The sequence below is a fragment of the Flavobacterium sp. AJR genome (genome assembly GCF_002156885.1).
Classification (GTDB): domain Bacteria; phylum Bacteroidota; class Bacteroidia; order Flavobacteriales; family Flavobacteriaceae; genus Flavobacterium.
The window spans coordinates 20877-37867 of sequence record NZ_NCWQ01000035.1 but is presented as its reverse complement, the minus strand read 5'-3'; the positions used below and the strand labels follow the sequence as shown (position 1 = coordinate 37867).

Genomic DNA, 16991 nt, shown 5'->3' with positions numbered 1-16991 from the left:
CAACTAACAAAATTTACAATCAAGTTAAAAACTTTAGACTTTAAACTTTAAACTTCCTCCCAATGACTAACGAAGAAAAAATATCCAGAACTCCTTTTCCTAACTCCAATAAAGTATATGTTAACGGAGAAATACATCCTATAAAAGTGGCCATGCGCGAGGTAATACTTAGCGACACCAGACTTTCTAATGGTGGTATCGAAAAAAATCCTTCCGTAACTATTTACGACACATCGGGTCCTTATACCGATCCAAATATCGAGATAGACATTCGAAAAGGACTACCTCGTTTAAGAGAAGAATGGATTTTAGGTCGAAATGATGTAGAAATCCTTGACGAAATCAGCTCAGATTACGGACAAATGCGATTAAACGACGAGAATTTAAATCATTTACGTTTCGAATATTTACATCAACCAAAGCGTGCAAAAAAAGGCGCAAACGTAACACAACTTTATTACGCGAAACAAGGAATTATTACTCCCGAAATGGAATATATTGCGATTCGTGAAAACCAACGTATTGAGTTATTAAATGAGCAAACTAAAGCCATGCAATGTCAACATGCTGGACATAGTTTTGGTGCTAATACTCCAAAAAGTAAGATAACCCCAGAATTTGTGCGTAGTGAAGTAGCAATTGGTCGTGCCATTATTCCGAACAACATTAACCATCCCGAAAGTGAGCCTATGATTGTAGGACGCAATTTCTTAGTAAAAATAAATGCTAATATTGGTAATAGCGCTGTAACATCGACCATCGAAGAAGAAGTTGAAAAAGCTGTTTGGGCTTGTCGCTGGGGAGCAGATACCATAATGGATTTATCTACAGGAAAAAATATTCACGAAACCAGAGAATGGATTATTCGTAATTCGCCAGTGCCAATCGGGACAGTACCTATTTATCAGGCTTTAGAAAAAGTAAAAGGAATCGCCGAAGATTTAACTTGGGAAGTTTTCCGCGATACACTTATCGAGCAAGCCGAACAAGGAGTTTCTTATTTCACTATTCATGCTGGTGTTTTATTGCGTTACATTCATCTTACTGCCGAACGTGTTACAGGAATTGTATCTCGTGGTGGATCTATAATGGCAAAGTGGTGTTTGTTTCATCATAAGGAAAACTTCTTATATACTCATTTTGAAGAAATCTGCGAAATCATGAAACAATATGATGTAGCATTTTCTCTAGGCGATGGTTTACGCCCAGGTTCTATTGCCGATGCCAATGATGCTGCACAATTTGCCGAACTGGAAACTCTTGGAGAATTAGCCAAAATTGCTTGGAAACACGATGTTCAAGTATTTATAGAAGGTCCTGGTCACGTGCCAATGCACATGATAAAAGAAAACATGGACAAGCAATTAGAGCATTGTAACGAAGCTCCGTTTTATACTCTTGGTCCATTAACTACAGATATTGCACCAGGTTACGACCACATTACATCTGCAATTGGAGCTGCTATGATTGGTTGGTACGGTTGCGCGATGTTGTGTTATGTTACCCCAAAAGAACATCTTGGTTTGCCTAATAAAAAAGATGTAAAAGATGGAGTTATCACTTATAAAATCTCAGCTCATGCTGCCGATTTAGCCAAAGGACATCCCGGAGCACAATATCGTGATAATGCATTAAGCAAAGCCCGTTTCGAATTCCGTTGGGAAGATCAATTTAATTTATCACTAGATCCAGATACAGCAAGAGAATTCCACGATGAAACACTTCCAGCCGAAGGTGCCAAAATCGCTCATTTCTGTTCGATGTGCGGTCCAAAATTCTGCTCCATGAAAATATCTCAGGAAATACGTGATGTGGCTGCAGCCGAAAAAGGAATGCAAGAGAAATCGGAAGAGTTTATTGAGCAAGGAAAAGAGATTTATATTTAATTTCAGAATAAAGAAGCAAGAGAAAAGAAAGTCAAGAAATAGAGGAAAGAAGAAAGATTATGATAGTTCTATCAAATCCAACTGCTATAGCAAATGAAATCAATGTAATCCATTCTCTTTTTGAGGAAGGATTACAATTGTTTCATGTACGAAAACCAGATTATTCGCTAAAGGAAATGATTTCGTTTGTCGAACAGATAAGTCCCGAATTCCGATCTCGATTGGTATTACATAGTCATCATGAATTGATAGAAAACTTTAAGATTAACCGAATTCATTTTACAGAGGAAAAAAGAAAAATCAATCTTGGTTTTCCTGCAAGATTTACAAAACCATGTAGGTCTAAAAATATAGTTTTATCAACATCGACACATTCAATTCACGATTTTAATTCATTAGCTCCCGAATTTGAATATGCCTTTTTGAGTCCAGTTTATCCGAGTATTTCTAAAGAGAATTATCTCCCTAAAACAGATTTATTTGAAGCCATAAAGAACAGAACTAATGCAAAAACTAAACTAGTTGCTTTGGGAGGAATTAATTCAGAAAACATAGAAAAAACACTCGCAACTGGTTTTGATAATGTTGCACTATTAGGAAGTATTTGGAATGCCGAAAATCCAATTAAAAATTTTAAATCATGTCAGGAAATCGTCCTTTCGTCCTTACAATAGCTGGTTTTGATCCTTCTGGTGGCGCAGGAGTTTTGGCAGATTGCAAAACTTTTGAACAACATCATGTATCTGGACTTGCCATAAATACAGGAAATACAATTCAGACAGAAAAAGAATTCTTTCAAATAGAATGGACATCGCTTGATTTTGTGCTACGTTCCATAAAAACACTTTTTGAAAATTATGATATAAAGGTGGTGAAAATCGGGATTGTACCTTCTCTCCATTATTTAAAAGAAATTGTTTTTAATATAAAAAAACTTTCTCTTAAAACTCAAATAGTCTGGGACACAGTTTTAAAATCTACAACCGAATTTGATTTTATTACCATCGAAAACAAATCAGATTTAAACGAGATACTTTCCAAAATTGATTTGATTACACCAAATTATAATGAAGTAAAAAAGCTATTTCCTGATTTCGATTTTGACGCAAGTCAATTAAACAAACAAATCCCAACGGCTATTTTATTAAAAGGCGGACATAATAACAAAGCTATCGGAACTGATTATTTATATAACCAAAATGAAGTTTTCGTGCTTACGCCAAATAACACCAAATGCTACGCAAAACATGGTTCAGGTTGTGTATTATCATCGGCTATTGCTGCTAATTTGGCTTTGGACCAAGATTTAAAATCAGCCTGTATAAATGCCAAAAATTATATCGAAAAATACTTGAATTCAACTTCAACCTTAATCGGCTATCACTATGTATAATAAACTACAATACATCTCACAAGGAAATACAATCGAGGCACAATTGTACAATATTCATCAGGCGTTAGATAATGGCTGTGATTGGGTACAAATGCGATTTAAAAATCAAACAACAAAGAATTCTTTTGCTTTAGCAGAAGCTGTAAAGTTTTTATGTGAAGAATATCTAGCCAATTTCATCATCAATGACAATGTTTATCTGGCTCAACAAATTGCTGCCGATGGTGTACATCTAGGGCTTTCGGACACAAAAATTGAAGAAGCCCGAACCATATTAGGAAATACAAAAATTATTGGCGGAACAGCCAATACATTCGAAGATATCACCAAGCATATAAAAAATGGTTGTGATTATATTGGTCTTGGTCCATTTCAGTTCACAGAAACCAAAGAGAAATTAAGTCCGATTCTAGGCATAGAAGGATATCATGAAATCATACAAAAAATCAAATCCAACAATCTCGAAATTCCTATTTATGCTATTGGCGGAATCACATTAGAAAACGTTGATCAATTAATAGAAACCGGAATTCATGGAATTGCTGTTTCTGGAATAATTACCAAAAGTCCCGAAAAAGGAAAACTCATTACACAACTTAACGAAAAATTATATGCAAACGTCATCATTTAAAATAGGCGACAAATTACTTGAATCCCGTTTGTTTTTGGGAACAGGAAAATTTGGCTCAAATCTGGAAATGGAAAAAGCTATTTTGGCTTCGGGAAGTGAATTGGTTACAGTTGCTTTAAAACGTATTGATTTAGAAACTGAAACCGATGCTATTTTATCACATTTAAAACATCCGAGGATTAATTTATTACCAAATACTTCGGGAGCAAGAAATGCAAAAGAAGCAATATTTGCAGCACAATTAGCACGTGAAGCACTTGAAACCAATTGGCTAAAACTCGAAATTCATCCTGATCCAAAATACTTAATGCCTGATGCTATCGAAACTTTAAAAGCTACCGAAGAATTAGCAAAACTAGGTTTTATTATTCTGCCGTACATACATGCAGACCCCGTTTTATGCAAACGATTGGAAGATGCAGGAACAGCAGCTGTAATGCCTCTGGGCTCTCCTATTGGCAGTAATAAAGGATTAAAAACAATCGATTTTCTAGAAATTATAATAGAACAAAGCAACGTTCCTGTAATTATAGATGCTGGAATCGGAGCCCCATCAGACGCTGCAAAAGCAATGGAATTAGGCGCTGATGCTGTTTTAGTTAATACTGCGATTGCTGTAGCAGGAAATCCAGAATTAATGGCAGAAGCCTTCAGAGAAGCTGTAATTGCTGGTCGAAAAGCATTTGAGGCTAAACTAGGAAAACAATATAATCAAGCTGTAGCTTCGAGCCCATTGACTTCTTTTTTATATGATTAATATATTTAAACACAGTTTTTTAAACCGCAAAGGGCGCAAAGTTTTACGCAAAGTTCGCTAAGCTTTGTGTTCTTAGCGTTTTCCCTTAGTGCCCTTTGCGGTTAAAACCTTTTGCGGATAAAAAATATTTACAGATAAAACCTCTTTACGGTTAAATACAACATAAAATGAACACATTCAAATCTGTTTTTAATCAATACGACTGGAATACCATCCAATCCAAAATATACCAAACTTCCCCACAGGAAGTAGAACGCGCATTGACCAAAAACAAACGAAATCTTGATGATTTTCTGGCACTTATCTCACCAGCAGCTTTGCCTTATTTAGAGCAAATGGCGCAAGAATGCCATGAACTTACTAAGAAACGTTTTGGTAAAACGATTCAGATGTACGCGCCACTTTATTTAAGTAACGAATGCCAGAACATTTGTACCTATTGTGGTTTTAGTTTGGATAATAAAATCAAACGAAAAACACTTTCAGACCCTGAGATAAAACTGGAAGTTGAAGCTTTAAAAAATGTTGGATTCGACCATGTTTTATTGGTAACTGGCGAAGCAAATTATACTGTAAATATTAATTATTTCCTGAATGCAATTACACAAATAAGAGAGCATTTTTCGATTATTTCTGTTGAAGTCCAGCCACTTTCTACTGAAGAATATGAAAAACTTCATGAAGCTGGAGTTTACTCTGTTTTGGTATATCAGGAAACGTATCATCAGGAAGTTTATAAAAAGTACCATACAAAAGGCAAGAAATCAAATTTCGATTTTAGATTAGAAACTCCTGACAGAATTGGAACTGCGGGTATTCATAAAATCGGATTAGGCGTTTTATTAGGTTTAGAAGACTGGCGTACCGATAGTTTTTTTAATGCTTTGCACATCGATTATCTCCAGAAAAAATATTGGCAAACAAAATATTCCGTTTCTTTCCCCAGATTACGTCCTGCCGAAGGAATCATCGAACCTAATTTTATTATGGATGATAAAGATTTAACGCAACTTATTTGTGCGTACCGATTATGGAATGAAGATTTAGAAATTTCTATATCGACACGTGAAAATGAAAAATTCCGAAATAATATTATTCCGATTGGAACGACGAGTATGAGTGCAGGTTCAAAAACAAACCCGGGTGGATATGTCGTTGACCCACAATCATTAGAACAATTCGAGATTAGCGATGAACGTTCGGCTCAGGAAATCGCTAAAATCATCAAAGAATCAGGTTATGAGCCAGTTTGGAAAGATTGGGATAGAACATATAGTCAAATATCTTAAAGTCATTAAACCAGATACTCTCGAATCTTAATTTCATTTCACATTTCACCTCTTCACTTTAAACACAAAAAATGAGTATTATACAAGATTTTTTACGCTATAACCGCCAAATGATGTTGCCTGAAATTGGTGATATTGGGCAAGAAAAAATAAAACAAGCAAAAGTATTGGTTATCGGTGCAGGTGGCTTGGGTTGCCCTATTTTGCAATATTTAGCAACTGCAGGAGTAGGAACTATTGGTATTGTAGATTTTGATATAATAGAAATTCATAATCTACATCGCCAGATTTTATATACCGAAGAAGCTGTTGGTCAAGCCAAAACTCTGACTGCTAAAACTGTAGTCGAAAAACTAAATCCATTAATTACTGTTATCGCTTTTGAAGAAAAACTAACTCATGAAAATGCATCTCAAATTATTCAGGATTTTGATATTGTTGTAGATGGTTCGGATAATTTTAAAACACGATATCTCGTTAATGACACATGTGTGAATTTAAACAAAACATTGGTTTACGGAAGTATTCTAAAATTTGAAGGACAAGTAGCTGTTTTTAATCATAATGGAAGTAAAAACTTACGCGATTTATTCCCTAAAATGCCCGATCCAAAGGATGTGCCTAATTGTAACCTCAACGGTGTCCTTGGAACATTACCTGGAATAATCGGCACAATGATGGCACACGAAACATTAAAACTAATTCTGGATTTACCTACATTAAAAAATGAATTGGTTCTTTTTGACACGATAAACTGGAACTTTACTAAACTGAATTTCTAGAAAACAATAGCATCTCCAACATTAATAATAGCATTTTCCAAGCACACTAAATTTGTACCAAAGAAAACAGAATTATCAACTTTACGATACTTGCTTAATGTTTTTAACGGTTCTTTTTTCACAACACCTTTACTAGGATCATTATTTACCATAATACATCTTCCGCAAGGTTTTATATTTTTGAATTTGCCATTTCCAATCTGAAAAGCTTCGAAAGTATCTTCTTCATGTGCAACTGCTGTACTAATTACAATATTGGGTCTGAACCTTAAAACAGTTATTTTCTCTTGGAGTTTTTCATTTAAATTATCTAGACTTTCGCTTCCAATTAATAAGTACGGATAACCATCGGCAAGACTAACATTAAATGTGGTATCTAGTTTTGAATTTGTATGTTTTCTATCTCCGCTATTAATAATTTTGACTAGTTTACAAATAAATCCTAACTGAGCAGTAAACCATTCAGAAGTTGTTTTATTTACCTCAACAACTTCGCTTTTATCATCCCATACCATCGAAGAAATAGGTATGCCTAAGTTTTCATCAATAAAAAACTCATGTTTTTTGTCTAGATATGTTATTGTCATTTTTCCATCCGAAATTTGTGGATAAAACTGACTTAAAAAAGGATATTCTCTTTGAGTAATAAATTGATTAAATTCATCAACAAGCATCCATCTGCGGTCATTTTCAAACCCCATTTCTTCTGCCCTAGCGCTTTTACAACTAATTCCTGCCAAACTTTTGATAGGATAGATATAAAGTTCTTTTACAATGTAACTAGTACTCATCATTATTTAAAATTTGCATAAAAACATCACGTTCAATTTCCCGACATCCTAAACTTTCCAGGTGTGGATTATAAACCTGACAATCTAAGAGTTTATAATTCTCATTTTTTAATTTATTTACTAAAGCTATAAAAGCAACTTTGGATGCGTTAGACACTTTAGAGAACATACTTTCTCCACAAAAAACATGTCCTAAATCTACCCCATATAAACCGCCTACCAATACATCATTCTCCCATACCTCAACCGATTTTGCAAAACCCATCTCATGAAGTTTACAATAGGATTCAATCATGTTATTAGAAATCCATGTTCCGTTTTGACCATCACGTTTTATCTTTTGGCAATTTGAAATTACATCTCTAAAATTCTGGTTGAAAGTTACCTTAAAAATATTTCGATTAAGAATATTACGCATGCTTTTAGTCACAATCAATTCATCTAAAAACAAAACCATTCTAGGATTTGGCGACCACCATAATATTGGTTCTCCTTCATTAAACCATGGAAAAATTCCGCTTCGATAAGCTAGCTGTAATCGTTCTGGAGATAAATCACCTCCAATTGCCAAAATACCATCATAATTAGCTTCTGAAACTGGCGGAAAAAATAAAACATCGGATAAATGATACATTTTTAAGTAAAATATAAAACCCGACAAATTTGAAAAAATTGCCGGGTTTGTTTATTATAAAATCAAAACCTATTGATTAAAATGGTAAATCGTCTGGTTCGTCTTCATTTAAGTTTGTTGCTGGAGCAAAAGCTTCTGCAGCAGGCATTGGTGGAGTTTGAGCTGGAGCAGCTGTATCTAATCTTTCGATTCTCCATCCTTGGATACTATTAAAGTATTTAGTTTCTCCTTGTGGATTAACCCATTCTCTTCCTCTTAAGTTAATTGAAACTTTTACTGGATCTCCTGTTTTATAGCTACTCAACAAATCGCATTTATCTTGAGTAAATTCGATCATGATATGTTGAGGATATTGCTCTTCTGTAGTAACTACAAGTTCTCTTTTTTTGAATGATGCACTAACTTGTTGTTCTGGATTAACAACTTTTACTTTTCCTGTAACTTCCATCTCCGTTTTTATTTAATTGTTATTTATTTTTTTATTTTCTTAGCCAAAAGTACTTTCCAAGCCGATATTACATCGTTTTCATCAAGATACTTTTTAGCTTTTTGATGCACTTTTACATCATCATCTGAGCTCAATACTCCCTTCACAGAAAAGTTTTCTTTCACAAATATACTAACTTCTTCTGTTGTAGGCAAGGCTTCAATATTCCCTAATTTACCTAAATCATTCCCGTCAAAAACAGGACTTTCCTTTACATAATCAGGTATCGCATCTACTCCTACTCCTAGAGTTGTAAGGGGTTTTTCGACCTCAAAAAGTCCTTGATTCGATCTTGAATACCAATTACTTCCTAAGCGGGAAACCAAGTCTATTTTATGTTGATCGATTGCTCCATTCTCATCCAAAATTGCTTCGTGAATATGAATTTTTACCACCTCACAAAGAATAAGATTCCCTGCTCCTCCTTCTGTCCCTAACGGAATAATTTGAGTTACTTTACATTCAAACTGTACTGGCGACTCTTTTACTCTATACGGTTTTACAATATCCGATGGGATTTGTGTTAATCCCGATTTTATAAATTCGTTTACACCATCGGCATATTCTGTACTAGCAAGCGATGTTTGTTGTACAATATCATAATTAACCACGTTAATAACAACTTCGCGTGTAGCTTCGGCATTTATCAAAGTATGTTTTATAGAATTGTCACGTACTCTTCGAGAGGGTGAAAAAACTAAAATAGGCGGATTGGCGCTAAAAACATTGAAGAAACTAAATGGCGATAAATTCGGATTTCCGTCTTTATCTATAGTACTTGCAAAAGCAATAGGCCTTGGTCCAACTGCACTTTGTAAATAACCTTGCACTTTTGCGGTCGGAATTTCCTTTGGATCAATACTAATCATACTTTTATTTTTCTAATCATTTTTAGAAGACAACAAAAGTACATAAATCGTTTAAGTTTCGAAAGAAGTCTATTCATTTTAAAAATAAAAATCTTTGTACCCGTACAAAATATATACTATGTTTATTTCGTTATATTTATACCTCAAAATTTAATTTATGTTTTTTTCAGAAAGAAGAAATACAACCCGATGGATCATTATTTGTGCTTCCTTTTTGATTATTTCCTTAATTCTTTGGAACACTTATACCTTTTTTCAGATTTTTAAAAATGAGGAACGCTTAAAAATGAATCTTTGGGCTAATGCTCAAAAAACATTGATTAATGCTGATGAAAATACCGATGTCGAATTACCATTACAAATATTTAGCAACAACACTTCGATTCCTATTATTTTAACTGAGAAGGACAGTATTATAAGTGCAGTAAATATTGATGAAACCGTTATAAAAGATAAACAAAAGGCTAGTTCTTTTTTAAACAAACTAAAACGGGAGAATGAGGCAATTGTAATTGAGTATGCTCCTGGAAAACATCAGGAACTATATTATGGCAACTCCGAATTATTAAATAAACTTAAGTATTATCCAATTGCTTTATTATTGATTATCTTTTTGTTTGGAGGCCTGGTTTACAACTTTTACAGAAGTACCAAAATGGCTACCCAAAATAAACTTTGGGCAGGAATGGCAAAAGAAACAGCACATCAAATAGGAACTCCACTATCATCTCTGATTGGTTGGGTCGAGTTCTTAAAGACTGAAAATATTGACCAATCAATTACTTTAGAGATTGAGAAAGATATTGAGCGTTTACAAACTATTACCGATCGTTTCTCTAAAATAGGATCTACTCCAGTTCTTGAAAATAAAGATATTGTACAGGAAACAGTAAATACCTATGATTATTTACAATCTCGTTTCTCTAAACAAGTAAATTTTTCTTGCCAGACGCCTGAGAATCCAATTATGGTTATGATTAATCCTATTCTTCATAGTTGGACTATTGAGAATTTGGTAAAAAATGCCATTGATGCTATGAAAGGAAAAGGCAATTTGTCATTGAAAATTGAGCAAGACGGAAACTTAGTAAAAATAAATGTTTCAGACACTGGAATCGGGATTCCTAAAAAACAATTTAAAACCATATTCGAACCTGGTTTTACAACCAAAAAAAGAGGTTGGGGATTAGGTCTTTCATTAACAAAAAGAATTGTCGAGGAGTATCATAGCGGAAAGATAAGGGTTTTACAATCTGAAATAGGAAAGGGAACAATCATCCAACTTAATTACAAAATAAATTCTCCATCATAAAAATAAAAAACCACAAACTCATGAATTGAATTTGTGGTTTTATTTTATTTAAAAGATACTTATTTAAGACTTATAAATTAGCCTGAATACTTTTGGCCAAAGCCTCAAATTCTTCTTTACTAAGTGATACTTTATTATGGAAACGCATTTCATCCATTTCGTTAAGCGGAATCAAGTGTACGTGTGCATGAGGAACTTCAAGTCCTACTACTGCCATTCCTACTCTTTTACATGGAACTGTTTTCTCCAGAGCAATTGCAACTTTTTTAGAAAACTGCATTAATCCTAGATATAATTCATCATCCATATCAAAAATCTTATCGATTTCTTTCTTCGGGATGCAAAGCGTGTGTCCTTTGGCATTTGGATTTACATCCAGAAACGCCAAAAAATTATCATCTTCGGTAATTTTATAACTTGGAATTTCTCCGTTTACTATTTTGGTAAATATTGACATTGTTTATTCGTTTATTTGGTTAATCGTTTAACCGATTTAACGATTAAACAGTTAAACTAAAAATTTAGTCTCTTGTAATTTCAAGAATTTCAAATTTCAAAACTCCGTTTGGTACTGTGATTTCTGCAACTTCACCAACTGATTTTCCAAGTAACCCTTTTCCTATTGGAGAAGTAACTGATATTTTTCCAGTTTTTAAATCTGCTTCACTTTCTGCAACAAGCGTATATTTCATTTCCATACCGTTGCTTTGATTTTTAATTTTTACATTAGAAAGCACCAACGCTTTAGAAACATCTAATTGCGATTCATCTATTAATCTTGCATTCGAATACACTTCTTCCATCTTAGAAATTCGCATTTCAAGTAGGCCTTGTGCTTCTTTGGCTGCATCATATTCGGCGTTTTCAGATAAATCACCTTTATCTCTTGCTTCGGCTATATCTTGAGATGCCTTTGGACGCATTACACTTTTTAAGTGCTCCAATTCATCTTTTAATTTTTTTAATCCTTCTGCTGTATAATAAGATACTTTACTCATAACTTCATCGTTTATATAAATAGAAAAAATCCCATCGGGACGGGATTTCTTATTACAAAGATACTATTATTTTTAATAGTACATAATTATATGTTAATCATATAGATTTCAAATCTAATTAAATTAATTTTGTCTTACTAATTCTTTTTATAATAATGAAAAAATTCTGGCTTTTATCCCTGTTTGTTGTTCTGCTCATGTCTTGTAGTGATAGTCGTGACAGAAGTAAAAATCCTAACATTCCAAATTATTCAGTAAATCTTACCATTGATACGAATTTGCCTGCCTATTCCAATCTTAAATTTATAAGCAACCCTGTATATATTCCTAACTATGGAGCAAAAGGTTTAATTGTAATGAAAGTTGGCGAAACCTCATATAATGTTTTTGATGCTGCTTGCCCTAATGAAGCGATATCAAGTTGTGTAGCCATGACTATCGATGGCATAAATGCTGTTTGTTCTTGTGACAAAAGCGTTTATAGTTTATTTACAGGACTAGGGGATAAAGAATACCCTATGAAACAATATCGTGTAGATGTAGCTGGAAGTACATTACGTATATATAACTAAAATGAATTATAATTTATAGTTTATCGAAAACAAAATTACTCGAGGTAAAATATAAGTTGCTTGTTCACTAATCATATAATCCGAAAAAGAATAAGTCTCTTTCTTTCTTACATCAAACAGATTGTTTACTGTAAGTTCAAATCCAAAGGGACTATCTTTCTTTTGATAAAATAATGATGTATTCATTATTTCATAAAAATTAGATTGATTGTCATTATTTGTATTCTTTAGATTTTTGTAATCAATTTTATAAGTCCAAAATTTCAACAAATTAATTTCAAACTCTGACTTTAAAGCATCAGTTTGGTAATTAGACTTCAAGGCACTCAAAAATTCGCTATACCCTTTAGTATAACCAATACTAAAATAAGGCCATTTTTTATAAGCTGTTCTAAACACAACCTCTATATCTTGATTATTTCTTTGATTGTCTGTGGCTACATCATTTAACATTTGTGTATAATTAAGCGAGCTGAGATTCACATTGACTTTTAAATTAAACCGATAAATGTTTTTAGAAATCGAGCCATCAATATTCCAATTTGTTTCGGGATTATCTGTTAAAACAGGTCTGCTAAATTGATTAATCCCATCAAGTTCAACTTCATTCCGAATAACTTTTACTTTTTTCGAATAATTTACCATTCCATTCCATACAATCCCTCTGTACATATTCATTTTTGAATAATGCAAATTAGCCGAGTGGTATCTTTCATTCTTTAATAATGCATCTCCTTTATAAACTGCATTATAATATTGTAAAGTATATTGATTGGCTAATTGATTGGCTTCGGGGAAACTGTTCACTAATTTATATGCAAAATTCAATATTTCTGACTTATTAAACTCATAATCACTATTCCATTGTGGCTGAAAAAACGTTCTTCCCAATGAAATATTTTCATCATTTTGTTTAGTCTTCATCTGATACCAGTGCAAATAAACACCCGGTTTATTTGTCCACTTACCTATCTTAAATTTATATTCTAAACCAACATAAGTATCATTTAATTGATATTTTACATTATTACCAAAACCTGCATTCACAAAGTCATTAATAGTACCATCTGTTAGAAATTGTTTCTCTGAAGTATCAAATTTAGATGTTCCAAAATTATTACCAACATTAGCATATAGATGATTAAAATTATTAATAACCCAATAATGCTTAAATAATGCATCAATAGTATTATTTTTTATTTCATTAATCTGCTGCACATTATACATTTCATCTTTAATTAATGGAATCAACCCTGTCAAAAAAGGTTGGTTAGTAGACCAATAATTTTTCGGTGTAAGTTTATCATACGCTTGATTAATCACAAAAGTAGTAGTATGATATAAATCATAATTTTTATGCCATTCGATATATTGCTTTACCGATACATTATCTGCTTTACTAATTGTCTCAAAAAGACTTGAATCTGTATTTGTTATGGAGGTTAAAACACTAGACAAATCATTTGTACTAGACTGATATTGGCTATTATAATACCATTTTTCTTTATTACTAGGTGAATAATCTAATTTTACATTTCCAATTCCTAGTACTGATTTATTATCAGCATTTCGAAGTTTGTATTCATAATCAATAGTACTATTATTTAGATATTCATTTTTATTGTCTATTCTAGATTTCGTCAATACGTTAGAAAATATAGCGAACCCTGAAACCGATAGTTCAGGCGAAGTATCAAAACTAAAATTTAAAGCTCCAAATTGTGACTTATTCTTTTCCATATCACTATTATCATTAGCGAAAGAATACAAATTAGTCAACGATTTTCTTCCAGAAAGAAAACTACTTACACCTCCTCTAAATCTTAATAAGTCATCAAAAGTAAAACTGCTTTTCCCTATATTATTAAGGTCAGTTATAAAACCAAAATTAGCCTTAGGACTATAATAAAATAAGGCTGCATGTACTAAATAAAACCCATTTTCATCAGCGCCTACTTCTGCTCCTGCTTCTATGTCTCCAAAAACAAATTTTTTCTTATCCTCTTTTAATTTTACATTTATCGCCAAATCATCGTTATCTGAGACTTGCTTCATAAACCCTACCTCATTAAAATTATCAATTACTTCAATTTTATCGAGTGCATTTGCTGGAATATTTTCTACCGCTAATTTCGATCCACCACCAAAAAAGGATTTTCCTTCCACCAACATTTTAGTTACTTTTTTCCCTTGTACCGTTACAGTTCCATTTTTATCTACTTCTACTCCAGGTAATTTTTCTAAAATTTCTTTCATCTTACGCTCATTACCATTCGAGAAGCTTTTTACATCAAAAATAAGGGTGTCTTTTTTAACTATAATTGGTTTAAAATCATGTTTTATTACAATTTCTTTAAGTTTTTCACCTGTAGGTTTTAATTTAAAATCATGAGCCATTTTATCTGATTCAGCTTCTAATATAAAGACATCCTCTACAAACCCAATATAAGAAACTATAATCTCATACTTAACTTGCTTATCAAGTTCTAATTTGTAACGCCCCCTATTATCCGCAATAGCAAATTTTAAATCAGCTTTTTCTTGTAATGGCTTAGCAATTACATTAGCGGACTCTAACGGCTTATTAGAATCATCCGAAATGACCCCTACAAAGCTTTTTGTTTGAGAAAAAGAAAAAGTTGAGAAAAGAAAAAATAGTATACAACGAACCATTTAAAGATGTTATTTTGATATTGCATTCATATTATTCTGATGAGTCTGTTCTACTATTTTGTTAAAATCATCTTCTGTAATTGTTTTTCCTTTTACTTCTTTAATCTTAATATCTATTTTTGAATATAAATCTATTTTTGAAACTAAGTAAATTATTTTATCATCTTGCAATTCTAATATTAACCCTGGTAATCCTCCAAATTCTTTCGGTCCATAACTTAATGGTATAGCTGGACAATACCAAGCTATTACTTGTGCCATGTTGTCTGTTTTTTTTAAAGTAATTTTCTTTTCTATCAAAGCTTTATAACATAAATAACCATTTATTGTTTTTGTTTCATTTGTAAGCTTCCAATTATTATTAACATCAGATAAAACATTAAACATTTCTCCAGAAAAATCAATAATTTTCAAAATTGTCTTTTTATTATTATCTCTATAATAATCATATCGTCCAGCGAATATCTTAGCCATTCTCGTTATTCTCTCATTTATATCTAATACAGAAATGAGAGAAAAAAAAGACTTATTATTCTTTATCAACAACTCATATTCCAATTTTTTAAGTTCTTCATCAATCCCATCCACACGTAATTTACCTTTTGCTATAACTTCATTTTTTTCTAAAGATCCTCCAGTGGGCACAACTATATAATTTACTCTGGCACTATTTTGTGCATTTATTACAATCGAAAAAAAGAAAAAAAGAATATATTTATATTTCATATGATTTAGTTATTATATTCATTCTATCATGTAAACAATAGGTTACTTATGAAATGAAAATCTATAAATTATCCTGACTTGAATCTATAAATTATTATTTTGATATCGCATTCATATTATTTTCGTTCGTTTTCTCTACTATCTTATAATAGTCATTTTCAGTAATTACTTTACCTTTTATTTCACCTATATTAATTTTCAACTTCTCATCAATCTCTATTTTTGAAGCTAAATAAATTATTTTATCATCTTGTAATTCCAATATTAATCCTGGTAATCCACCAAATCCTTTTGGTCCATAATTCATCGGAATACTAGGACAATACCAAGCTATTACTTTCGCGAAATTATCTGTTTTTTTTAGCCAAATCTTTCTTTCAGTAATGGCTTTATAGCATTTATAGCCATTAATTAATTTTGTTTCATTTACAAGTTCCCATTCTTTATTTACATCCGCCAAAACATTAAAAGATTCCCCCCAAAAATCAACAACCTCTATTAGTTCATTTTTATTATTATCTCTATAATATTCTTTACGCCCAGCAAGCGATCTTGCTAATCTTGTAGCTCTTTCATTAAAATCAAGACTTGAGATTAAATGAAAATAAGATCTATTATTACTTACCAACAACTCATACTCTAATTTTTTTAATGCTTCATCAACACCATTGAATGATACACTCATTTTCATTATAGTTTCATTTTTTTCTATAGAACCATTAGTTGGCATAACTATATAATTTACTTTAGCTAGATTTTGAGCAGTTAATCCAATCGAAAAAAAGGAAAAAAGGATATATTTATATTTCATATAATTTAGTTTTAATCCGTTTAAACTAAACATCTAAACGGATTATTAATAACAATAAACTTTATTTATCCAAGACATTCTTTATAAGCTGCCCAAGCTTCACCAGAAGCGTCATCTTCAAGGCCTATGTCACAAAATTCTATATATGTACGATGATATACACCTCCACAATTACTTACAAAAAAAGTCGAAGCCACATCAGACTCTACTGTATTTGCCATTGCTGGCCCACTAAATGCTACCGCTAATAAAGCAGAAAATATTAATTTTTTCATAATTTACTTTTTTAATTTTATTAATAGTGTTATTGGTTAACCATCGTAAACATATCAATAAATAAATATTATTCTTACATTTTAAGATTATATTAACAATATAAA

19 protein-coding genes are annotated in these 16991 nt (G+C 32.1%); 9 read left to right on the top strand and 10 right to left on the bottom strand.

The features are described 5' to 3' along the window. The first annotated feature begins 62 nt into the window (after window positions 1–62). The 7 genes from thiC (at window position 63) to B8T70_RS10825 (ending at window position 6738) form a co-directional block, all read left to right on the top strand. Complete coding sequence (gene thiC, locus B8T70_RS10855) at window positions 63–1886, top strand: phosphomethylpyrimidine synthase ThiC (RefSeq protein ID WP_039117504.1); 1824 nt, start codon at window positions 63–65, stop codon at window positions 1884–1886. A 59-nt stretch (window positions 1887–1945) separates the two neighbouring features. Further along, window positions 1946–2560 (top strand): thiamine phosphate synthase, encoded by a 615-nt coding sequence (locus B8T70_RS10850; protein WP_086894869.1) that lies wholly within the window; start codon window positions 1946–1948, stop codon window positions 2558–2560. Further along, window positions 2527–3279 (top strand): hydroxymethylpyrimidine/phosphomethylpyrimidine kinase, encoded by a 753-nt coding sequence (locus B8T70_RS10845; protein ID WP_086894868.1) that lies wholly within the window; start codon window positions 2527–2529, stop codon window positions 3277–3279. The genes B8T70_RS10850 and B8T70_RS10845 overlap by 34 nt, the downstream gene beginning before the upstream one ends. Next, a complete protein-coding gene (locus tag B8T70_RS10840) occupies window positions 3272–3910 on the top strand; it encodes a thiamine phosphate synthase (RefSeq protein WP_086894867.1) in 639 nt (212 codons plus the stop codon). Before B8T70_RS10845 ends, B8T70_RS10840 begins: the two co-directional genes overlap by 8 nt. Next, window positions 3891–4667, top strand: coding sequence for a thiazole synthase (locus B8T70_RS10835; RefSeq protein ID WP_086894866.1), 777 nt, complete (start codon window positions 3891–3893; stop codon window positions 4665–4667). The genes B8T70_RS10840 and B8T70_RS10835 overlap by 20 nt, the downstream gene beginning before the upstream one ends. A gap of 167 nt (window positions 4668–4834) precedes the next feature. Then, window positions 4835–5956, top strand: coding sequence for a 2-iminoacetate synthase ThiH (gene thiH, locus B8T70_RS10830; RefSeq protein WP_086894865.1), 1122 nt, complete (start codon window positions 4835–4837; stop codon window positions 5954–5956). 71 nt (window positions 5957–6027) lie between these two features. Continuing rightward, window positions 6028–6738 carry a HesA/MoeB/ThiF family protein gene (locus B8T70_RS10825; RefSeq protein WP_086894864.1) on the top strand — a complete coding sequence of 237 codons (711 nt, stop codon included), beginning with the start codon at window positions 6028–6030 and terminating at the stop codon, window positions 6736–6738. Here B8T70_RS10825 and B8T70_RS10820 read toward each other — a convergent pair. The 4 genes from B8T70_RS10820 to B8T70_RS10805 form a co-directional block, all read right to left on the bottom strand. After that, window positions 6735–7532 carry an MOSC domain-containing protein gene (locus tag B8T70_RS10820; RefSeq protein WP_242667452.1) on the bottom strand — a complete coding sequence of 266 codons (798 nt, stop codon included), beginning with the start codon at window positions 7530–7532 and terminating at the stop codon, window positions 6735–6737. The genes B8T70_RS10825 and B8T70_RS10820 overlap by 4 nt on opposite strands. Continuing rightward, window positions 7519–8163 carry a leucyl/phenylalanyl-tRNA--protein transferase gene (gene aat / locus B8T70_RS10815; RefSeq protein ID WP_086894862.1) on the bottom strand — a complete coding sequence of 215 codons (645 nt, stop codon included), beginning with the start codon at window positions 8161–8163 and terminating at the stop codon, window positions 7519–7521. The genes B8T70_RS10820 and aat overlap by 14 nt, the downstream gene beginning before the upstream one ends. A gap of 76 nt (window positions 8164–8239) precedes the next feature. Beyond that, complete coding sequence (locus tag B8T70_RS10810; RefSeq protein WP_039111856.1) at window positions 8240–8611, bottom strand: DUF3127 domain-containing protein; 372 nt, start codon at window positions 8609–8611, stop codon at window positions 8240–8242. A 23-nt stretch (window positions 8612–8634) separates the two neighbouring features. Next, window positions 8635–9519 (bottom strand): flavin reductase family protein, encoded by an 885-nt coding sequence (locus tag B8T70_RS10805; RefSeq protein WP_039111855.1) that lies wholly within the window; start codon window positions 9517–9519, stop codon window positions 8635–8637. A 157-nt stretch (window positions 9520–9676) separates the two neighbouring features. Here B8T70_RS10805 and B8T70_RS10800 point away from each other — a divergent pair, with 157 nt between their 5' ends. Further along, window positions 9677–10831, top strand: coding sequence for a PAS domain-containing sensor histidine kinase (locus tag B8T70_RS10800; RefSeq protein ID WP_086894861.1), 1155 nt, complete (start codon window positions 9677–9679; stop codon window positions 10829–10831). A 70-nt stretch (window positions 10832–10901) separates the two neighbouring features. Here the strand turns inward: B8T70_RS10800 and B8T70_RS10795 are convergent, their stop codons facing one another. Together B8T70_RS10795 and greA are read right to left on the bottom strand one after the other, a co-directional pair. Beyond that, window positions 10902–11288, bottom strand: a complete 387-nt coding sequence (locus B8T70_RS10795) for an HIT family protein (RefSeq protein WP_039111853.1) — start codon at window positions 11286–11288, stop codon at window positions 10902–10904. 64 nt (window positions 11289–11352) lie between these two features. Further along, entirely contained in the window at window positions 11353–11829 is a 477-nt protein-coding gene (greA, locus tag B8T70_RS10790; RefSeq protein WP_039111852.1) for a transcription elongation factor GreA, read from the bottom strand. 155 nt (window positions 11830–11984) lie between these two features. On the opposite strand from greA, the gene B8T70_RS10785 reads away from it, so the two are divergent. Next, entirely contained in the window at window positions 11985–12401 is a 417-nt protein-coding gene (locus tag B8T70_RS10785; RefSeq protein WP_086894860.1) for a hypothetical protein, read from the top strand. 6 nt (window positions 12402–12407) lie between these two features. Here the strand turns inward: B8T70_RS10785 and B8T70_RS10780 are convergent, their stop codons facing one another. The 4 genes from B8T70_RS10780 to B8T70_RS10765 all read right to left on the bottom strand — a co-directional run bounded on the left by B8T70_RS10780 (window position 12408) and on the right by B8T70_RS10765 (window position 16886). Then, window positions 12408–15074: a carboxypeptidase-like regulatory domain-containing protein gene (locus B8T70_RS10780; protein WP_086894859.1), complete on the bottom strand. Its 2667-nt coding sequence runs from the start codon at window positions 15072–15074 to the stop codon at window positions 12408–12410. Between the two features lie 9 nt (window positions 15075–15083). Next, window positions 15084–15800 (bottom strand): GLPGLI family protein, encoded by a 717-nt coding sequence (locus B8T70_RS10775; protein ID WP_086894858.1) that lies wholly within the window; start codon window positions 15798–15800, stop codon window positions 15084–15086. Between the two features lie 94 nt (window positions 15801–15894). Continuing rightward, a complete protein-coding gene (locus B8T70_RS10770) occupies window positions 15895–16611 on the bottom strand; it encodes a GLPGLI family protein (RefSeq protein WP_165763202.1) in 717 nt (238 codons plus the stop codon). Window positions 16612–16676: 65 nt separating this feature from the next. Continuing rightward, window positions 16677–16886 carry a hypothetical protein gene (locus B8T70_RS10765; RefSeq protein WP_039111847.1) on the bottom strand — a complete coding sequence of 70 codons (210 nt, stop codon included), beginning with the start codon at window positions 16884–16886 and terminating at the stop codon, window positions 16677–16679. Window positions 16887–16991: the final 105 nt, after the last annotated feature.

Coding starts and splice junctions, on each gene's coding strand:
- aat (WP_086894862.1), bottom strand. CDS start 8,163: ATGTATCATTTATCCGATGTTTTATTTTTTCCGCCAGTTTCAGAAGCT.
- B8T70_RS10820 (WP_242667452.1), bottom strand. CDS start 7,532: ATGATGAGTACTAGTTACATTGTAAAAGAACTTTATATCTATCCTATC.
- B8T70_RS10850 (WP_086894869.1), top strand. CDS start 1,946: ATGATAGTTCTATCAAATCCAACTGCTATAGCAAATGAAATCAATGTA.
- B8T70_RS10780 (WP_086894859.1), bottom strand. CDS start 15,074: ATGGTTCGTTGTATACTATTTTTTCTTTTCTCAACTTTTTCTTTTTCT.
- B8T70_RS10785 (WP_086894860.1), top strand. CDS start 11,985: ATGAAAAAATTCTGGCTTTTATCCCTGTTTGTTGTTCTGCTCATGTCT.
- B8T70_RS10775 (WP_086894858.1), bottom strand. CDS start 15,800: ATGAAATATAAATATATTCTTTTTTTCTTTTTTTCGATTGTAATAAAT.
- B8T70_RS10800 (WP_086894861.1), top strand. CDS start 9,677: ATGTTTTTTTCAGAAAGAAGAAATACAACCCGATGGATCATTATTTGT.
- greA (WP_039111852.1), bottom strand. CDS start 11,829: ATGAGTAAAGTATCTTATTATACAGCAGAAGGATTAAAAAAATTAAAA.
- thiC (WP_039117504.1), top strand. CDS start 63: ATGACTAACGAAGAAAAAATATCCAGAACTCCTTTTCCTAACTCCAAT.
- B8T70_RS10805 (WP_039111855.1), bottom strand. CDS start 9,519: ATGATTAGTATTGATCCAAAGGAAATTCCGACCGCAAAAGTGCAAGGT.
- thiH (WP_086894865.1), top strand. CDS start 4,835: ATGAACACATTCAAATCTGTTTTTAATCAATACGACTGGAATACCATC.
- B8T70_RS10835 (WP_086894866.1), top strand. CDS start 3,891: ATGCAAACGTCATCATTTAAAATAGGCGACAAATTACTTGAATCCCGT.
- B8T70_RS10795 (WP_039111853.1), bottom strand. CDS start 11,288: ATGTCAATATTTACCAAAATAGTAAACGGAGAAATTCCAAGTTATAAA.
- B8T70_RS10840 (WP_086894867.1), top strand. CDS start 3,272: ATGTATAATAAACTACAATACATCTCACAAGGAAATACAATCGAGGCA.
- B8T70_RS10810 (WP_039111856.1), bottom strand. CDS start 8,611: ATGGAAGTTACAGGAAAAGTAAAAGTTGTTAATCCAGAACAACAAGTT.
- B8T70_RS10845 (WP_086894868.1), top strand. CDS start 2,527: ATGTCAGGAAATCGTCCTTTCGTCCTTACAATAGCTGGTTTTGATCCT.
- B8T70_RS10765 (WP_039111847.1), bottom strand. CDS start 16,886: ATGAAAAAATTAATATTTTCTGCTTTATTAGCGGTAGCATTTAGTGGG.
- B8T70_RS10825 (WP_086894864.1), top strand. CDS start 6,028: ATGAGTATTATACAAGATTTTTTACGCTATAACCGCCAAATGATGTTG.
- B8T70_RS10770 (WP_165763202.1), bottom strand. CDS start 16,611: ATGAAATATAAATATATCCTTTTTTCCTTTTTTTCGATTGGATTAACT.